The 15616-nt window shown below is 71.8% G+C and carries 13 protein-coding genes and 1 tRNA gene; 4 read left to right on the plus strand and 10 right to left on the minus strand.

The window, feature by feature from the left end; all coding sequences use genetic code 11:
• The 6 genes from Q0283_RS09635 to argS all read right to left on the minus strand — a co-directional run.
• Positions 1-509: Rho termination factor N-terminal domain-containing protein (locus Q0283_RS09635; RefSeq protein WP_298044363.1), on the minus strand; the 509-nt coding region annotated here is incomplete at its 3' end.
• Positions 510-806: 297 nt separating this feature from the next.
• Positions 807-1811 carry a homoserine kinase gene (gene thrB / locus Q0283_RS09640; RefSeq protein WP_183528230.1) on the minus strand — a complete coding sequence of 335 codons (1005 nt, stop codon included), beginning with the start codon at positions 1809-1811 and terminating at the stop codon, positions 807-809.
• Positions 1811-2923, minus strand: coding sequence for a threonine synthase (gene thrC, locus Q0283_RS09645; RefSeq protein ID WP_029139160.1), 1113 nt, complete (start codon positions 2921-2923; stop codon positions 1811-1813). Before thrC ends, thrB begins: the two co-directional genes overlap by 1 nt.
• 6 nt (positions 2924-2929) lie before the next feature.
• The gene (locus Q0283_RS09650; RefSeq protein WP_183524581.1) at positions 2930-4300 is read right to left on the minus strand and encodes a homoserine dehydrogenase; all 1371 of its coding nucleotides are present in this window, start codon (positions 4298-4300) and stop codon (positions 2930-2932) included.
• 52 nt (positions 4301-4352) lie between these two features.
• A complete protein-coding gene (gene lysA, locus Q0283_RS09655; RefSeq protein ID WP_298044365.1) occupies positions 4353-5843 on the minus strand; it encodes a diaminopimelate decarboxylase in 1491 nt (496 codons plus the stop codon).
• Between the two features lie 8 nt (positions 5844-5851).
• A complete protein-coding gene (gene argS / locus Q0283_RS09660) occupies positions 5852-7507 on the minus strand; it encodes an arginine--tRNA ligase (RefSeq protein ID WP_183524576.1) in 1656 nt (551 codons plus the stop codon).
• Between the two features lie 159 nt (positions 7508-7666).
• Between argS and Q0283_RS09665 the strand changes: the two genes are divergently transcribed.
• Positions 7667-7739, plus strand: a tRNA-Arg gene (locus Q0283_RS09665).
• A gap of 12 nt (positions 7740-7751) precedes the next feature.
• Here the strand turns inward: Q0283_RS09665 and Q0283_RS09670 are convergent.
• A complete protein-coding gene (locus Q0283_RS09670; protein WP_183524573.1) occupies positions 7752-8243 on the minus strand; it encodes a hotdog fold domain-containing protein in 492 nt (163 codons plus the stop codon).
• 232 nt (positions 8244-8475) lie between these two features.
• Here Q0283_RS09670 and Q0283_RS09675 point away from each other — a divergent pair, with 232 nt between their 5' ends.
• Genes Q0283_RS09675 through Q0283_RS09685 form a run of 3 tightly spaced genes read left to right on the plus strand, consistent with a single transcriptional unit; the run spans position 8476 to position 12145 of the window.
• On the plus strand, positions 8476-9456 hold the full coding sequence (locus Q0283_RS09675; RefSeq protein ID WP_183524570.1) for a TIGR03885 family FMN-dependent LLM class oxidoreductase: 981 nt from the start codon (positions 8476-8478) through the stop codon (positions 9454-9456).
• Positions 9453-11207, plus strand: a complete 1755-nt coding sequence (locus tag Q0283_RS09680; protein WP_183524567.1) for an alpha-amylase family protein — start codon at positions 9453-9455, stop codon at positions 11205-11207. The genes Q0283_RS09675 and Q0283_RS09680 overlap by 4 nt, the downstream gene beginning before the upstream one ends.
• A gap of 26 nt (positions 11208-11233) precedes the next feature.
• On the plus strand, positions 11234-12145 hold the full coding sequence (locus Q0283_RS09685) for a GNAT family N-acetyltransferase (protein WP_183524564.1): 912 nt from the start codon (positions 11234-11236) through the stop codon (positions 12143-12145).
• Between the two features lie 8 nt (positions 12146-12153).
• Here Q0283_RS09685 and putP read toward each other — a convergent pair whose 3' ends face one another.
• The 3 genes from putP to Q0283_RS09700 all read right to left on the minus strand — a co-directional run bounded on the left by putP (position 12154) and on the right by Q0283_RS09700 (position 15581).
• Positions 12154-13686: a sodium/proline symporter PutP gene (gene putP, locus Q0283_RS09690; RefSeq protein WP_298044366.1), complete on the minus strand. Its 1533-nt coding sequence runs from the start codon at positions 13684-13686 to the stop codon at positions 12154-12156.
• A gap of 114 nt (positions 13687-13800) precedes the next feature.
• Positions 13801-14592, minus strand: coding sequence for an ABC transporter ATP-binding protein (locus Q0283_RS09695; RefSeq protein ID WP_183524558.1), 792 nt, complete (start codon positions 14590-14592; stop codon positions 13801-13803).
• Entirely contained in the window at positions 14592-15581 is a 990-nt protein-coding gene (locus tag Q0283_RS09700; RefSeq protein WP_183524555.1) for an ABC transporter permease, read from the minus strand. Before Q0283_RS09700 ends, Q0283_RS09695 begins: the two co-directional genes overlap by 1 nt.
• Between the last annotated feature and the right edge of the window lie 35 nt (positions 15582-15616).

Below are 15616 nucleotides of genomic sequence, written 5' to 3' on the forward strand. Positions count from 1 at the left end.
GGAGCGGCCTCGGCCGGTGCCTCCGCCGAGGAACCTGCCGGGGACTCGGCGCGGCGGGAGCGCGAACGGCGGGCCGGGCGGCCGGCGCCCTGGCCGGACTCGTCGGACTTCTCGCCGGCGGACTGCGGACCGGCCTCCTGCTGTGCGGGGGCGGACGTGTCGGCCACGGCGGCGTCAGCGCTCGTCACGGACGGAGCGTCGGCCTGCTTGGCGGCACCCCGGCCCCGGGTGCTGCGGCCGGAGGCGGTCCCGGTGGCGCCGTCGCCCGCGGTGGCCTTGTCGGCGGCATCCTTGTGCTCGGGCTTGCGGTCGGCCACGGCGCCGCCGCGCTGGTGGCTGGAGATGGCGGCCACGAGGTCGGACTTGCGCATCCGGGAGCCCCCGGTGATGCCGAGCTGGGAGGCCAGGGCCTGCAACTGTGCGAGCTTGAGGCCGGCCAGGCCGCCACCGGTGGGGGCCTGGGGGGAATTGCCCTCGGATGCCGTGGGCAGTTCAGTGGTTTCGGTCACGAAGGTTCCTTCTCCCTCGTCAGGCGGGATCCGACTGGAGGGATCCCGCTACGTGTGCTCCGGCCGCCCCGTGAACACTGGAGAACCAGGGGCTGAAGACCGGGATTCGAGTCCGCCGGCCGGAATGACGGCCGATGGACGTGGCGCCGGATGGCGCCGACCGGACCGCAGACGGTCCGGGAGGGGCGATCCAGGGTGCCGTGACAGGCCGGGGGCCAGCAGGACCGCCTTCGGTCCGCTCGGTGCCTGGATCCACACCGTCCGCCGGCTCCACGTAGAAACGGGGTCCGGCCGGCTTCAGCCCCGGGGGGGATGGCCTGTGCGGTGTGACTCCACCTTAGCACCCGCCACGTCCACCGGGAGAATGCGCACCCGCCACCCCTGCGCCGATCCGCTGAGGGCGGACTCCATGGTCCCGCGGGCCCGTTCGGCGCTGTCCTGGTCGGGGGCCAGCACCATCACCGTCGGCCCGGCACCGGACACGACGGCGGCCAGGCCCTCGGCGCGCAGCGCACGGACCAGCCCGACGGACTCGGGCATGGCCGGCTCGCGGTAGTCCTGGTGCAGCCAGTCCTGGGTGGCCGGGAGCAACCGGGACGGGTCGGTGGTCAGGGCGTGGACCAGCAGGGCGGCCCGGCCCGCGTTCGCCGCGGCCACGTGGTGCGGGACCTGCGGCGGCAGCAGTCCGCGGGCCGTCTCCGTGCTCAGCGGCTCCTCGGGGATCGCGACCACGGGCACCACGTCCGGATGGACGGCCATCCGCACGGACCGGTAGCCCCCGACCTCACCCCAGGAGACCGCGAAACCGCCGGTCAGCGCCGGGGCGACGTTGTCCGGGTGACCCTCCAGGCCCGCCGAGGCGTCCAGCAGCCCCTCCGCCGAGGCGCGCTCGGACTCGGGCAGCAGGGCGTCCGCGGCCAGCACCGCGGTGGCGTGGGCGGCCGCGGAGGACCCCAGTCCCCGCCCGTGCGGGATCCGGTTGGTGGCGGTCAGCTCGATCCCCGGGACCTCCCAGCCGCGCTCGGCGAGGTACTCGCGCAGGGTGGCGATCACCAGGTGGGTGCCGTCCGTGGGCACGGAGCCGGAGCCCTCTCCCTCCACCACGGCGGAGAACCCCTCGGCCACGGTGGTGATGACGACCTCGTCGCGCAGGTCCAGGGCCAGGCCCATCGAGTCGAAGCCCGGCCCGAGGTTCGCCGACGTCGCCGGGACGGAGACGCGGACCGTGATCCCGACGGGCACGGTCCGCAGTGCCGGGGACCCGGTGGCCGGCGGCGTGGTCCGGGGCTCGGCGGCGGGCATCACGACAGCCCCAGCGCCTCGGCCACCGCCACGACGTCGAAGGGCACCCGCTGGGGCTCCACGTCCGAGCCGTCGGCGTTGCGCAGGGCCCACTGGGGGTCCTTCAGCCCGTGACCGGTGACGGTGATGACCCAGCGCTTGCCGGTGGGCACGTTGCCGAGCCCGTGGTGCTTGATCAGCCCGGCCACCCCGGCGGCCGAGGCGGGCTCCACGAAGACGCCCTCCTTGGCGGACAACCAGCGGTGGGCGGCGAGGATCTCCTCGTCGGTCACGGAGTCGATCAGTCCCCCGGACTCGTCCCGGGCGGCCTCTGCCTGCTCCCAGGAGGCCGGGTTGCCGATCCGGATGGCCGTGGCCAGCGTGTCCGGATCCGTGACCGGGTGGCCCAGCACGATGGGTGCGGCGCCGGCGGCCTGGAAGCCCCACATCACGGGCGTCCTGGTGGACACGGCCGGCAGCTCACCGGCTGCGGCGCCGGGGTGCGGGTTGGTGTACGGCTGGGAGTACTCGCGGTACCCCTTCCAGTAGGCGGTGATGTTCCCCGCGTTGCCCACGGGCAGCAGGTGGTAGTCCGGGGCGTCGCCGAGGGCGTCCACCACCTCGAAGGCACCGGTCTTCTGGCCCTCGATGCGGTTGGGGTTCACGGAGTTGACCAGGAACACCGGGTAGTTCTCGGAGAGCTTGCGGGCCACGTCGAGGCAATTGTCGAAGTTCCCGTCCACCTGCAGCAGCGTGGCCCCGTGGGCGATCGCCTGGGACAGCTTGCCCATGGCGATCTTGCCCTCCGGCACCAGCACCGCGCAGGTCAGTCCCGCCTGGGTGGCGTAGGCGGCGGCCGAGGCGGAGGTGTTTCCGGTGGAGGCGCAGACGACGGCCTTCGCCCCCTGCTCCACGGCGGCCGTGATGGCCATGGTCATGCCGCGGTCCTTGAAGGAGCCCGTGGGGTTCATGCCCTCGAACTTGACCCAGACCTCGCCCTCGACGAGCCGGGACAGGGCCGGTGCCTCGATCAGCGGGGTACCGCCCTCGCCCAGGGTCACCACCCGGGTGGACTCGCTGACGGGCAGCCGGTCTGCGTACTCGCGGATCACTCCGCGCCATTGGTGTGCCACTGGTGTTCAGTTCCCTTCGACGCGCAGGACGGAGACCACGTCGGTCACTGCGTCCAGCTCCTTGATGGCGGTGACGGTGGAGGCCAGGGCCCGTTCCCGGGCGCGGTGGGTGGTGATCCGCAGCAGGGACTCGGCCGGCCCCTCCGCTCCCGGGGAGCCGGGCACGCCCTCGGCGGCGTGCACCTCGTAGACGGCGCTGTCCTCGGGCAGCGGCACCTGCCGCATCGCCTCGATCGACACGCCGTGCTCGGCCACGACCGTGGCGATGGCGGCCAGCACGCCGGGCCGGTCGGCCACGCGCAGCACGATCATGTAGCTCGTGGTGGCCTCTCCGACGTCCAGTGCCGCCAGGGCCCTCTTCGGCGTGCGCGTGCGGCCGGGCCCGCCGCGGACCAGTCGGCGGGCGATGGACACGGTGTCCCCCATGACCGCGCTGGCCGTGGGGGCACCCCCGGCGCCGGGGCCGTAGAACATGAGTTCACCGGCGTTGTCGGCCTCCACGAACACGGCGTTGTAGGCACCGCGCACGGCGGCCAGGGGGTGCTCGCGCGGCAACAGGGTCGGATGCACCCGCAGCACGGCGCCGTCGACGCCGGCCTCGGACCGGATGCGCTCGGCGATCGCGAGCAGCTTGATGACGTATCCGGCCTCGGCGGCGGCCTCGTTGTCCGCGGCGGTGATCCGGGTGATGCCCTCGGCGTGGACCTTGTCCATGGAGAACGACGCGTGGAAGGCCAGGTTGGCCAGGATCGCGGCCTTGGCCGCGGCGTCCAGGCCCTCGACGTCGGCCGTCGGGTCGGCCTCCGCGTACCCGAGCCGCTGGGCCTCGGCCAGGGCGTCGTCGAAGGACGCCCCGGTGGTGTCCATCTGGTCGAGGATGTAGTTCGTGGTGCCGTTGACGATGCCCATGACCCGGTTGACGCGGTCCCCGGAGAGGGAGTCGCGCAGCGGCCGCAGGATCGGGATGGCCCCGCCCACCGAGGCCTCGAAGGACAACTGCGTGCCGGCCTTGGCGGCCGCGGCGAACAGCTGGCTGCCGCTCTGGGCCAGCAGCGCCTTGTTCCCGGTGATCACGGCCGAGCCGTTGGCGATGGCCCGCTCGATGAGTGTCTTGGCCGGTTCGATCCCGCCCAGCAGCTCGATGACGATGTCCGCGGAGTCCACGAGGGACTCGGCGTCCGAGGTGTAGAGCTCGCGGGGCAGCTGGTAGTCACGCGCTCCCTCGGGGTTGCGGACGAACACCCCGACCAGTTCGAGCTCGGCGCCCACGCGGGCCGCGAGCATCCGGGCGTCCTCGGTGAGGATGCGGGCCACCTGGGAGCCGACGGTGCCGGCGCCGAGCAGCGCGATCTTCAGGGGCGGGATCGTGTCGGTCATGGTCCTCCGTTGGGTCTGGGATGAAGTGCTGGGGTGTCCGGGGGCGGGGGCGTCAGAGGCCGGTCTCGCGGGCGAAGAGGTCCTCTTCGGTCTCCCGCCGGATGATGACACGGGCCTGCCCGTCCCGGACGGCCACGATGGCCGGACGCGTGAGCTGGTTGTAGTTGCTGGACAGCGAGTGGCAGTACGCACCCGTGGCGGGCACCGCGAGCAGGTCACCGCGCGCGACGTCGTCGGGCAGGTAGGCGTCCCGGACCACGATGTCCCCGGACTCGCAGTGCTTGCCGACCACGCGGGAGAGCACCGCGGGCTCGGTCGAGGTGCGCGAGGCCAGCGCCACGGAGTAGTCCGAGTCGTACAGCACCGGGCGGGCGTTGTCGCTCATCCCGCCGTCCACGGACACGTACCGGCGGGGGTGGGTCCTCCCACCGGCGCCCCCCGCCGCGTCCGGGGCGTCCACGGACACGGTCTTGCGCACGCCGGCCTCGTACAGGGTGAACGTGGAGGGTCCGGAGATGGCCCGGCCCGGCTCGATCGAGATCCGCGGACAGGCCAGCCCCAGGCGCTCGGTGGCCGCCCGGACGGCGGAGGCCAGGGTGGTGGCGATGTCCTCGGGCGTGCGCGGATCGTCCGCCGCGGTGTAGGCGATGCCGTGCCCGCCCCCGAGGTCCAGCTCGGCCAGTTCCACGCCGTGGGTGTCCCGGATCTCGGCCAGGAAGCCCAGCAGCTTCTCCGCCGCCACCCCGAAGCCCTCGGCCTCGAAGATCTGGGAGCCGATGTGGCAGTGCAGGCCCAGCAGGTCGATGGACTCGGCCGCCAGGGCCTGGGCCACGGCGGCCGCGGCCGGCGAACCGGCCGTGCCGCTGCCCTGCCCGGCGTCCGGGGCGGACATCGACAGGCCGAACTTCTGGTCCTCGTGCGCGGTGGCGATGAACTCGTGGGTGTGGGCGTGCACGCCCGGGGTGAGCCGGAGCATCACCGGTGCCCTCACCCCGGCCTCGGCGGCCAGGGCGGCCAGCCGGTCGAGCTCGTCCAGGGAGTCCACGACGATCCGCCCGACACCGGCGTCCAGGGCACGGCGCAGTTCCGCATCGGACTTGTTGTTGCCGTGCAGGCCGATGTGGGCCGGGTCCACCCCGGCGCGCAGCGCGATGGCCAGCTCACCGCCGGAGGCGGTGTCCAGGCGCAGCCCCTCCTCGGCGACCCACCGGGCGGCCGCGGTGCACAGGAAGGACTTGCCGGCGTAGTACACGTCCACTCCCCCGCAGAGCTCCGCGAACGCCGCGTCGAAGGCGTCGCGGAACGCCCGTGCCCGGGCCCGGAAGTCCTCCTCGTCCAGGACCAGCAACGGGGTGCCGAACTCCGCGGCGAGCCGGGAGACGGGAATGCCCTGCACGGCGATCTCGCCGTCGTCGTCGCGGGACACCCCGGCCGCCCAGAGCTTGGGGACCAGGGCGTTGGGGTCCCGGGGGTACTCCAGCCAGTCCGGGGCCAGCGGCGAGGGCCCGGCGGCCGGGTTCGCGTGATCGGTCGGGGTCGGCATCGGCGTCCTCACATCCTCTCCGGGGCGCTGACGCCCAGCAGTCCCAGTCCGTTGGCGAGCACCTGGGAGGTGGCCTCGTTCAGCCACAACCGGGTGCGGTTCAGGTCCGTGATCTCCCCGGGCGTGCCCTCCCGGGAGGTCACCGGGACGATACGGCAGGCACCGTACCAGGAGTGGTAGGCCCCGGCGATGACCTCCAGGTGGCGGGCCACCCGGTGGGGCTCGCGGAATTCGGCGGCCTGGGCGACCACCGAGGGGAACTCGCCGAGCCGGGCCAGCAGGTCCGACTCGGTGGCGTGGGTCAGCAGGGACGCGTCGAAGGCGGAGCGGTCGACGCCGGCCGCCTCGGCCGTGCGCGCCGCCCCCCGGGTCCGGGCGTGAGCGTACTGGACGTAGAACACCGGATTGTCGTTGGTCCGGGAGGTGAGGATCTCCGGGTCGATGGTGATCGGCGAGTCCGCGGGGTACCGGGCCAGCGAATAGCGCAGGGCGTCGGCGCCGAGCCAGGACACCAGGTCCTTGAGCTCGATGATGTTGCCGGCACGCTTGGACAGCTTGGCCCCGTTGACGGAGATCAGCTGGCCGATCAGCACCTCGATGTTGCGGTCCGGATCGTCCCCGGCGCACGCGGCGATGGCCTTGAGCCGGCCCACGTAACCGTGGTGGTCGGCGCCGAGCAGGTAGATCTTCTCGGTGAAGCCGCGGTCCTTCTTGGAGAGGTAGTAGGCGGCGTCGGCGGCGAAGTAGGTCGGCTCGCCGTTGGCCCGGATGAGCACGCGGTCCTTGTCGTCGCCGAAGTCGGTGGTGCGCAGCCAGACGGCGCCGTCACGGTCCTCGATGTGGCCGAGCTCGCGCAACCGGGCCACCGCGTTCTCGATCGCCCCGGACTCGTGCAGCTGCTTCTCGGAGAACCAGACGTCGAAGTGCACGCCGAAGTCGGCCAGGGTGGTGCGGATGTCCTGCATCTGGTGCCGGTAGGCGGACTCGCGGATGATGGGCAGCGCCGCCTGCTCGTTCACCGTCCGGATGTCCGGGTGCTCGGACAGGACCTGGTGGGCGAGGTCCTGGATGTACTCCCCCGGGTAGCCGCCCTCCGGGACCGGCAGGCCGTGCAGCCGGTTGTAGACCGACTGGGCGAACACGTTCATCTGGTTGCCGGCGTCGTTGATGTAGTACTCGGCGGTCAGCTCCGCCCCCGAGGCGTGCAGCAACCGGGCGATGGCATCGCCCAGGGCAGCCCAGCGGGTGTGGCCGATGTGCAGCGGCCCGGTCGGGTTCGCCGAGACGAACTCCATGTTGACCACGTGGCCGGTCAGGGCCGAGTTCCTGCCGTAGTCGGCACCGGCCTCGACGATGGTCCGGGCCAGCTCACCGGCGGCGGCGGCGTCCAGCGTGATGTTCAGGAAACCCGGTCCGGCGATGTCCACGCCGGCGACACCGGGCACCTGCTCCAGGCGCCGGACGAGCAGGGCCGCGAGGTCACGGGGGGCCATGCCCGCCTTCTTGCCCAGCTGCATGGCGACGTTCGTGGCCCAGTCCCCGTGCTCGCGGTTCTTCGGTCGCTCGACCTTCACCTGCGCCGGGATCTCGACGGCGATCTCGCCGGAGTCGACGGCGTCCTGCAGGCAGGCGGCCAGGGCTGTGGAAAGGTCTTCGGGGGTCACCCGGGACAGTCTAATGTCGCGCAGGCAGCCGCCGCGAAACCGGCCGGCCGCGTGACCTGACGGGGCGCACGGGGCCCGACCGGGTGCGATTTCTTCTGTCGGCCCCGGATGCGATAGGGTTGTGAAGTCCCGCTCGGCCCCACCGGCCGCGAGACCCCCGCCTCCGTAGCTCAGGGGATAGAGCGTCTGCCTCCGGAGCAGAAGGCCGCAGGTTCGAATCCTGCCGGGGGCACCCTCTTCCTCCTCATCGTCCAGCGCGTTTCCGCGCCGACGATCCCCCCGGCACCGGGGTGACCCACAGCCGGATGATCCCCCGCACCACCACGGTCCCGTCCTCCCTCGTGGCCGTCACCGCCACGGGCACGTCCGGCGCCCCGTCCCAGTCCGCCGTGGTGCTCTCGGCGACGCACGTCACCTCCGAGTCCGCCGCGGCCAGGTACTCCACCTCCATGCCCTTCGGCAGCCACCGCATCCCGGGAGGCACGGTGGCCTCGGCGAGCAGGCCCATCGCCGCCTCCAGGCCGTTGCAGACCGCGATCGCATGGACAGTGCCGAGGTGGTTCTGCGTCGAGCGCCGCAACGGCACCGTCACCTCCCCGTAGTGCGTCGCCATGGCCTGCACGCCGAGGTGCGCCGAGGCGAAGTACGGAGCACGGCGGCAGAACGCGGCGGTGAACAGCCGTCGGCCGCCCGGCAGGGCGGAGAGGCGCCGGTAGAGCGAGAGCGTCGAGTTCATTACCCGATACTACGGGTCTCGAGTGATACTCCCCACGGGCCGGCACCAGGACCTGGGCCGTGCCCCGGCCGGCTCGCCACCCGTGACCGGAGCCGTGCCGGGTCCGCACCCGGGCGCCGGGCCCGGGTCGGCAGGACGCCCGGGGCTGTACTGTCCCGCGGCAAGCCGCGAGGATGAACCGTGACCGCAGTGCCCCGAACGCCCGACGACCCCTGAGGGAGGCCACGGGACCGTGACCGTCTTCGGATTCCACGCCAGCCACGAGCAGGCCTCTCCGCGCCAGCTGCTCCAGGACGTGCACGCCGCCGAGCGCGCGGGCTTCGCGGCCGCCATGTGCTCGGACCACCTCGCCCCCTGGTCCCGACGGCAGGGGCACTCGGGCTTCGCGTGGTCCTGGCTCGGCGCCGCCCTGGCCGGCACCGGGATGCGCATGGGCGTGGTGACCGCCCCCGGCCAGCGCTACCACCCGGTGATCCTCGCCCAGGCATCCGCGACGCTCGCGCAGATGTTCCCCGGACGGTTCTGGATGGCCCCCGGCAGCGGGGAGAACCTCAACGAGCACGTCACCGGTGACCCCTGGCCGGACAAGGAGGACCGGCAGCTGCGTCTCGAGGAGTGCGTCGAGGTGATCCGCCGCCTGCACCGGGGGGACACCGTGGACCACCGGGGCCGGATCACCGTGGACCGGGCGAGGATCTGGGACCTGCCGCCGACGCCGGTCCCGCTCATCGCGCCCGCGCTCAGCCCGGAGACCGCCGCGCGCTCCGCGGCCTGGGCCGACGGTCTCATCACCGTCAACCAGCCCCTCGACGACCTCAGGACGGTCCTGGAGGCCTACCGCGGGCAGGGCGGAACCGGGCCGGCGGTGCTGCAGGTCCACCTGTCCTGGGCCCCGACCCGTGCCGAGTCCGAACGGATCGCCGTGGACCAGTGGCGGTCCAACACGGTCCCCCGTCATCAGCTGGAGGACCTGGCCCGGACGGAGGACTTCGAGGCGGCCTCGGCCGGGGCCGGACTGGACGAGGTGGCCCAGGCGGTGGACGTCTCCGCCGATCCCCACTGGCACGTGGAACGGCTCGCCGAGTACGCCGGGCTCGGGTTCGACGAGGTATACCTGCACTGCGTGGCCCAGGACCAGGGTCCGTTCATCGAGACGTTCGGCCGTGAGGTCCTGCCGGCCCTGGCCGGCCTGACGACGGAGGCGAACCCATGAGGTCGGCGCAGACCTCGGACCTGTGGTGGAAGAACGCCGTCTTCTACTGTCTGGACGTCGAGACGTTCATGGACGCGGACGGGGACGGAACCGGAGACTTCGAGGGCCTGACGGACCGGATCGACTACCTCCAGGAGCTCGGGGTCACCTGCCTGTGGCTGATGCCCTTCTACCCCTCCCCCGGACAGGACGACGGTTACGACGTCACCGACTTCTACGGCGTCCACCCGCGGCTGGGCGACCACGGTGACCTGGTCGAGTTCCTCCGCGCCGCCCGGGACCGGGGCATGCGGGTCATCGTCGACTTCCTGGTCAACCACACCTCGGACCGCCATCCCTGGTTCCGCGCGGCCCTGCGGTCGAAGGACTCCCCCTACCGCGACTACTACGTGTGGCGGCAGGACCCGCCGCCGGACACCTCCCACGAGGTGGTCTTCCCGGACCAGGAGGACTCGATCTGGACGCGGGACGAGAAGTCCGGGCAGTGGTACCTGCACCGGTTCTACCGGCACCAGCCCGACCTGAACGTCATGAACCCCCGCGTGCGGGACGAGCTCGCCAAGGCCATGGGGTTCTGGCTCGAGCTCGGCGTCGACGGGTTCCGGATCGATGCCGTCCCCTACTTCCTGGAGGCCTCTCCCACGGACGGTGCCCGGGAGCCCGAGGATCCGCACGAGATCCTGCGGGACCTGCGCTCCTTCACCCACCGCCGGAAGGGCGACTCGGTGCTGCTCGGCGAGGTCAACCTGCCGTTCGCCGCGCAGCGCGAGTTCTTCGGGGGCCGGGACGGTGACGAGTTGACCATGATGTTCGACTTCCTCTCAATGCAGTACACCTACCTCTCCCTGGCCCGGGCCGACGCGCGTCCGCTGGCGAGGACCCTGACCCGGCGGCCGCGCCTGGACCCGGACAACCAGTGGGCGACGTTCCTGCGCAACCACGACGAGCTGACCCTGGACAAGCTCAGTGACAGCGAGAGGGAGGAGGTCTTCGCGGCGTTCGGCCCGGATCCGGCGATGCAGGTCTACGGCCGTGGCCTGAGGCGGCGCCTGCCGCCGATGCTGGAGGGCGATCCACGCCGGCTGCGCCTGGCCTACTCCCTGCTGTTCTCCCTGCCGGGCTCGCCCGTGCTCTTCTACGGCGAGGAACTCGGTATGGGCGAGGACCTTGACGCCCCGGGACGGTTGTCCGTCCGGACGCCGATGCAATGGGATCCCGGCCGCAACGGCGGCTTCTCCACGGCGGCCCCCTCGCGGCTGGCCGCCCGCCCCGTGACCGGGGCCTACGGTCCGGAACACGTCAACGCCCTGCAGGCCCGGAAGGACCCGGACTCCCTGTACCACCACATCCGCCGGCTCATCCACGCCTACCGTCGGTCCCCGGAGATCGGCTGGGGGGAGCTGGAGATCCTCGAGCACTCCGCCGCCGGAGCACCCGCGGACTCCACGGAATCGGTGCTGGCACACCGGTTGTCCTGGGGCGGTCCCGGGCACGATCCCGGGGGCCGCGGTGGCGCGGTGCCGCTGTCCACGCTGATGCTGCACAACCTCTCCGCCGGTGCGAAGTCGGTCCGGCTGGACCTGACCGGGCAGCACCCCACGGCCGACGGCCTCGCGGGCCGGCCGCTGCTGGACCTGCTGGACGGGGACGACCTCGTCGTCGCTGCCGACGGCACCGTGGAGGTACGCCTGGACGGCTACGGCTACCGGTGGCTGCGGGCCGTCCATCCCCAGGACCACCGCCTCACCTGAGCCACCTCCGTCGACGGGAGCACCCCATGACCACGCCACAGCCCTTCTCCGACCGGACGACCGCCCTGGACTTCATCGTGTCCTGCCAGCAGGACCCCGCCACGGGCACGGCGTTCCTCGGGGAGGACCGGGCCGGAGTCGAGGCCGAGCTCGAGGGCCTGGGGCAACCGTGGCTGCAGACCGTGCGGGCCGTGGTGGAACGGGGGCGGCTCCTGGCCGCCGTCGCCGTGGAATGGGACGAGGAGCCCTCCATGGCGTGGGTGCACGGCCCCTGGGGCACCCCGGACGCCGTGCGTACGCACGGTCCTGGCCTGGTCATGGCGGCGGTGGACCAGGTGCCCCCGGCCATCCGCCGGTTCGAGCTGTGCGGCCACGTGGCCAACACGGCGATGGCCGTGGTGGCGGACCGACTGGGACTCGCACCGACGGAGACGAGCCTCGCCCTGGTGGTGGCGGCCGACGAGGCCGCCGGCTGGATCCCGCCCGAACCGCTCCAGGCCGTGACGGTCCGGCCGGCCGTCCCGGCAGACCGGGCCGCACTGGCCCGGTTGCACGCACCCGAGTTCGGCGAGGCGTACGCCACCGTGGACCAGTTGCTCACCCACCACCGCACGGTGGTCGCGGAGGCACCGGACGGCCGGCTGCTCGGCTATGCCTCGGGGCGGATCCAGGACGACGGCTCGGCCTACGTGGACTTCACCGCCGTCGACCCGTCGGCGCGCCGCCGCGGCGTGGGCCGGCACGTGGTCACGGCCCTGGTCCGGCTGCTGCTCGCCGAGGGCTCCCCGGAACTGGTCCACCTCACGGTGCGCGAGTCCCGCACCGCCGCGCAGCAGCTGTACCTGTCCCTGGGGATGCGCCAGGACGCGGCCCTGCGCGGATACCGCGGTCCCCGGCCGGCTCGGGACGCCACATCGTCCCGCGGCGCGGTGTCCTGACCCGGCGCCTAGACCGTGGCCGGCGACACGGTGATGTCGGCACCCCGGGACACGGCCACGGCCTCGTCGAACTCGGCGTCGATCTCCGGGTCACCGCGGTAGGTGGCCAGCGAGACCGCGATGCCCGCGAGGGCGGCGAGCACGAAACCGGGAACGATCTCGTACAGGGCGAAGGCCCCGCCCCAGGCATCGTCCGGCATGTTGCCCCACCAGAAGACGGTCGCGGCACCGACCACGAGTGCGGTCAGGGCGCCCCAGGTGTTGAAGCGCCTCCAGAACAGGGACAGGATGACGATCGGGCCGAACGAGGCCCCGAAACCGGCCCAGGCGAACGCGACCAGTTCCAGCACGCTGGACTCGGGATCCAGGGCCAGCAGCAGGGCCACGAGAGACACGACGACGACGCCTCCCCGGCCGAGCCACAGCCCGCTCCGGGGGCTCGCCTCCCGGCCCACGAGCTTGTAGAGGTCCTCCACCAGGGCCGAGGAGCACACGATCAGCTGCGAGGAGATGGTGGACATCACGGCCGCCAGCACAGCGGCCAGCACGAGTCCGGCCACGAAGGGGTGGAACAGGACCTGGGACAGGGCCAGGAAGACCGTCTCGGGGTCCTCGAGGGTGACGCCGGCATTCGCCTGGACGTAGGCGATGCCGACCAGGGCGGTCAGGACGGCCCCCAGGGCGCAGATCGCCATCCAGGCGATGCCGATCCGCCGGCCGACCACGGCGTCCCTCGCCGAGCGCAGGGCCATGAACCGGACGATGATGTGCGGCTGGCCGAAGTACCCCAGACCCCAGGCCAGTGCGGAGACGATCCCCACCCAGGTGGCGTTGGCGAAGAAGGACAACCGGTTGCCGCCCTCCGCCAGTGACGCGTCGGCCGCCTGGATGGAGGACACCACCTCGCCCCAGCCGCCCAGCTCGATGATCGCCACGGTCGGCACCGCGACCAGGGCCGCCAGCATCATCAGTCCCTGGACGACGTCGGTCAGCGAGGCACCCAGGAAGCCGCCGAAGAGGGTGTAGACGACCGTGATCCCGGCCACGAGCAGCATGCCGAAGAGGTAGGTGGACCCGAACGAGGACTCGAAGAACTTGCCTCCGGCCGCCATGCCGGAGGAGACGTAGAAGGTGAAGAAGACCAGGATGACGAGCCCCGCCACGATCCGGAGCACCCGGGTGCGGTCACGGAACCGGTTCTCCAGGAAGGAGGGGATCGTGATGGAGTTGCGGGCCACCTCGGTGTAGGCACGCAACCGCGGGGCCACGAACCGCCAGTTCAGCCAGGCCCCGACCGTCAGGCCGATGGCGATCCACGCCTCGACGAGGCCCGCGGCGTAGATCGCACCGGGCAGGCCGAGCAGCAGCCAGCCGGACATGTCCGAGGCCCCTGCGGACAGGGCGGCGACGCTGGGGCGCATCCTGCGTCCGGCCAGCATGTAGTCGTCCAGGTCGGTGTTCTTCCGGGCCGCGTAGAACCCGATGGCCAGCATGGCCGCGAAGTACAGCCCGATCGCGATGAGCTTGTAGGCGTAGTCCATGTTCTCCTCGTCCCCGTCGGCGCGAGACGGCCGGGGGACCTCGACGGCAGGGTGCGATGGGTCACCATGCCACGAATTCCCGTCGAGGGCCAACCGCCCGCGCCGACGTGGGCCCTATTGCAGCAGGGTCTTGTCGTCGATCGTGGCACCCTTGATCTTCTCGAACTCGCCCAGCAGGTCCTTCACCGTCCGGCCCCGCTTCTCCTCCTCGGTGAGGTCGAGGATGATCTGGCCCTCGTGCATCATGATGAGCCGGTTGCCGACCCGCAGGGCCTGCTCCATGTTGTGCGTGACCATGAGCGTGGTCAGCCCCTTGTCCTCGACCACCTGGCGGGTCAGCCGGGTGACCAGATCGGCCCGCTGGGGGTCCAGGGCGGCGGTGTGCTCGTCGAGCAGCAGGATCTTCGGGTCGGAGAAGGTCGCCATCAGCAGGCTCAGGGCCTGGCGCTGGCCGCCGGAGAGCAGTCCCACCTTGGCCTTGAGCCGGTTCTCCAGGCCCAGCTCCAGGGTCGCGAGCTCGTCCGCGAAGCGACTGCGCTTGGACCGGGTGACACCCGTGGCCAGCCGGCGCGGCCTGCCCCGGCGGTCGGCGATGGCCATGTTCTCCTCGATCGTCAGGTGCGGCGCGGTGCCGGCCATCGGATCCTGGAACACCCGGCCGACGAAGGCGGCGCGCTGGTGGTCCTGCAGCTTCGTGACGTCCCGGCCGTCGATGGTCACCGTCCCCTCGTCCGGGAACAGGTCCCCGGAGACGATGTTCAGCACGGTGGACTTGCCGGCCCCGTTGGAGCCGATCACGGTCACGAAGTCGCCCTCGGCCAGGTGCAGGTCCACGCTGCGCAGCGCGCGACGCTCATTGACGGTACCGGCGAAGAAGGTCTTGGAGACGGAGGAAATGGTCAGCATCAGCGATCTCCCTGTTCGGTCGTCGTCGTGGCGGCACCCGTGAAGGAGCCCGTGCCCGGGGCACCGGTGGCGAGCGCGGGAGCACCCGGGGTCTCCAGCACGGCATCGGGTTCGCCCTTGCGGGCCCGGGTCTTGCGCCGGCGCTTGAAGAACGGCAACTGCGGCACGATCAGGGCCAGGATCACCAGGATGGCCGAGACCAGCTTCATGTCGTTCGGGTTCAGGCCGACCTCGAGGGACAGCTGGATGACCACGCGGTAGAGCACGGAGCCGACCACCACGGCCAGCGCCGCGATCAGGATGGTGCGCTGCCCGAAGATGGCCTGGCCGATGATGACCGAGGCCAGTCCGGCCAGGATGAGGCCGATGCCCATGCCGATGTCGGCGAAGCCCTGGTACTGGGCGATCACGGCACCGCACATGCCCACGAGGCCGTTGGACAGGGCGAGCCCGAGGATCTTCTGGTTGTCCGTGTTCACCCCGAAGGAGCGGATCATCTTCTCGTTGTCACCCGTGGCCTGCATGGCCAGTCCCGTGTCCGTGTGCAGGAACCACACCAGCACCAGGGCCAGCACCACGGCCAGCAGGGTGAAGGCGGCGATGCCGACCGGGCCGCCGAGGACACCGGCCTCCCGCAGCGGGGTGATGGCCGTGTCCTCCCCGAGCAGGGGGACGTTGGCCTTGCCCATGATGCGCAGGTTGATCGAGTACAGGCCGATCTGGGTCAGGATTCCGGCCAGCAGGCCGTTGATGCGGCCCTTGGTGTTGAGCAGGCCGGTGATGACGCCGGCGATCAACCCGGCCACGAAGGCCATGAGGATCGCCATGATGGGGTTGATCCCGTTGGTGATCGAGATCGCGGCGACGGCGGCGCCGGTCGTGAACGAGCCGTCCACGGTCAGGTCGGGGAAGTCGAGGATGCGGAAGGTCAGGTAGACCCCCAGGGCCATGATGGCGTAGATCAGACCGAGCTCGATGGCGGTCGTCATGACAGCTCCAATGCGGCAGTTTCAGGAGGTGCCGC

Source organism: uncultured Citricoccus sp. (assembly GCF_937871995.1).
Classification (GTDB): Bacteria; Actinomycetota; Actinomycetes; order Actinomycetales; family Micrococcaceae; genus Citricoccus.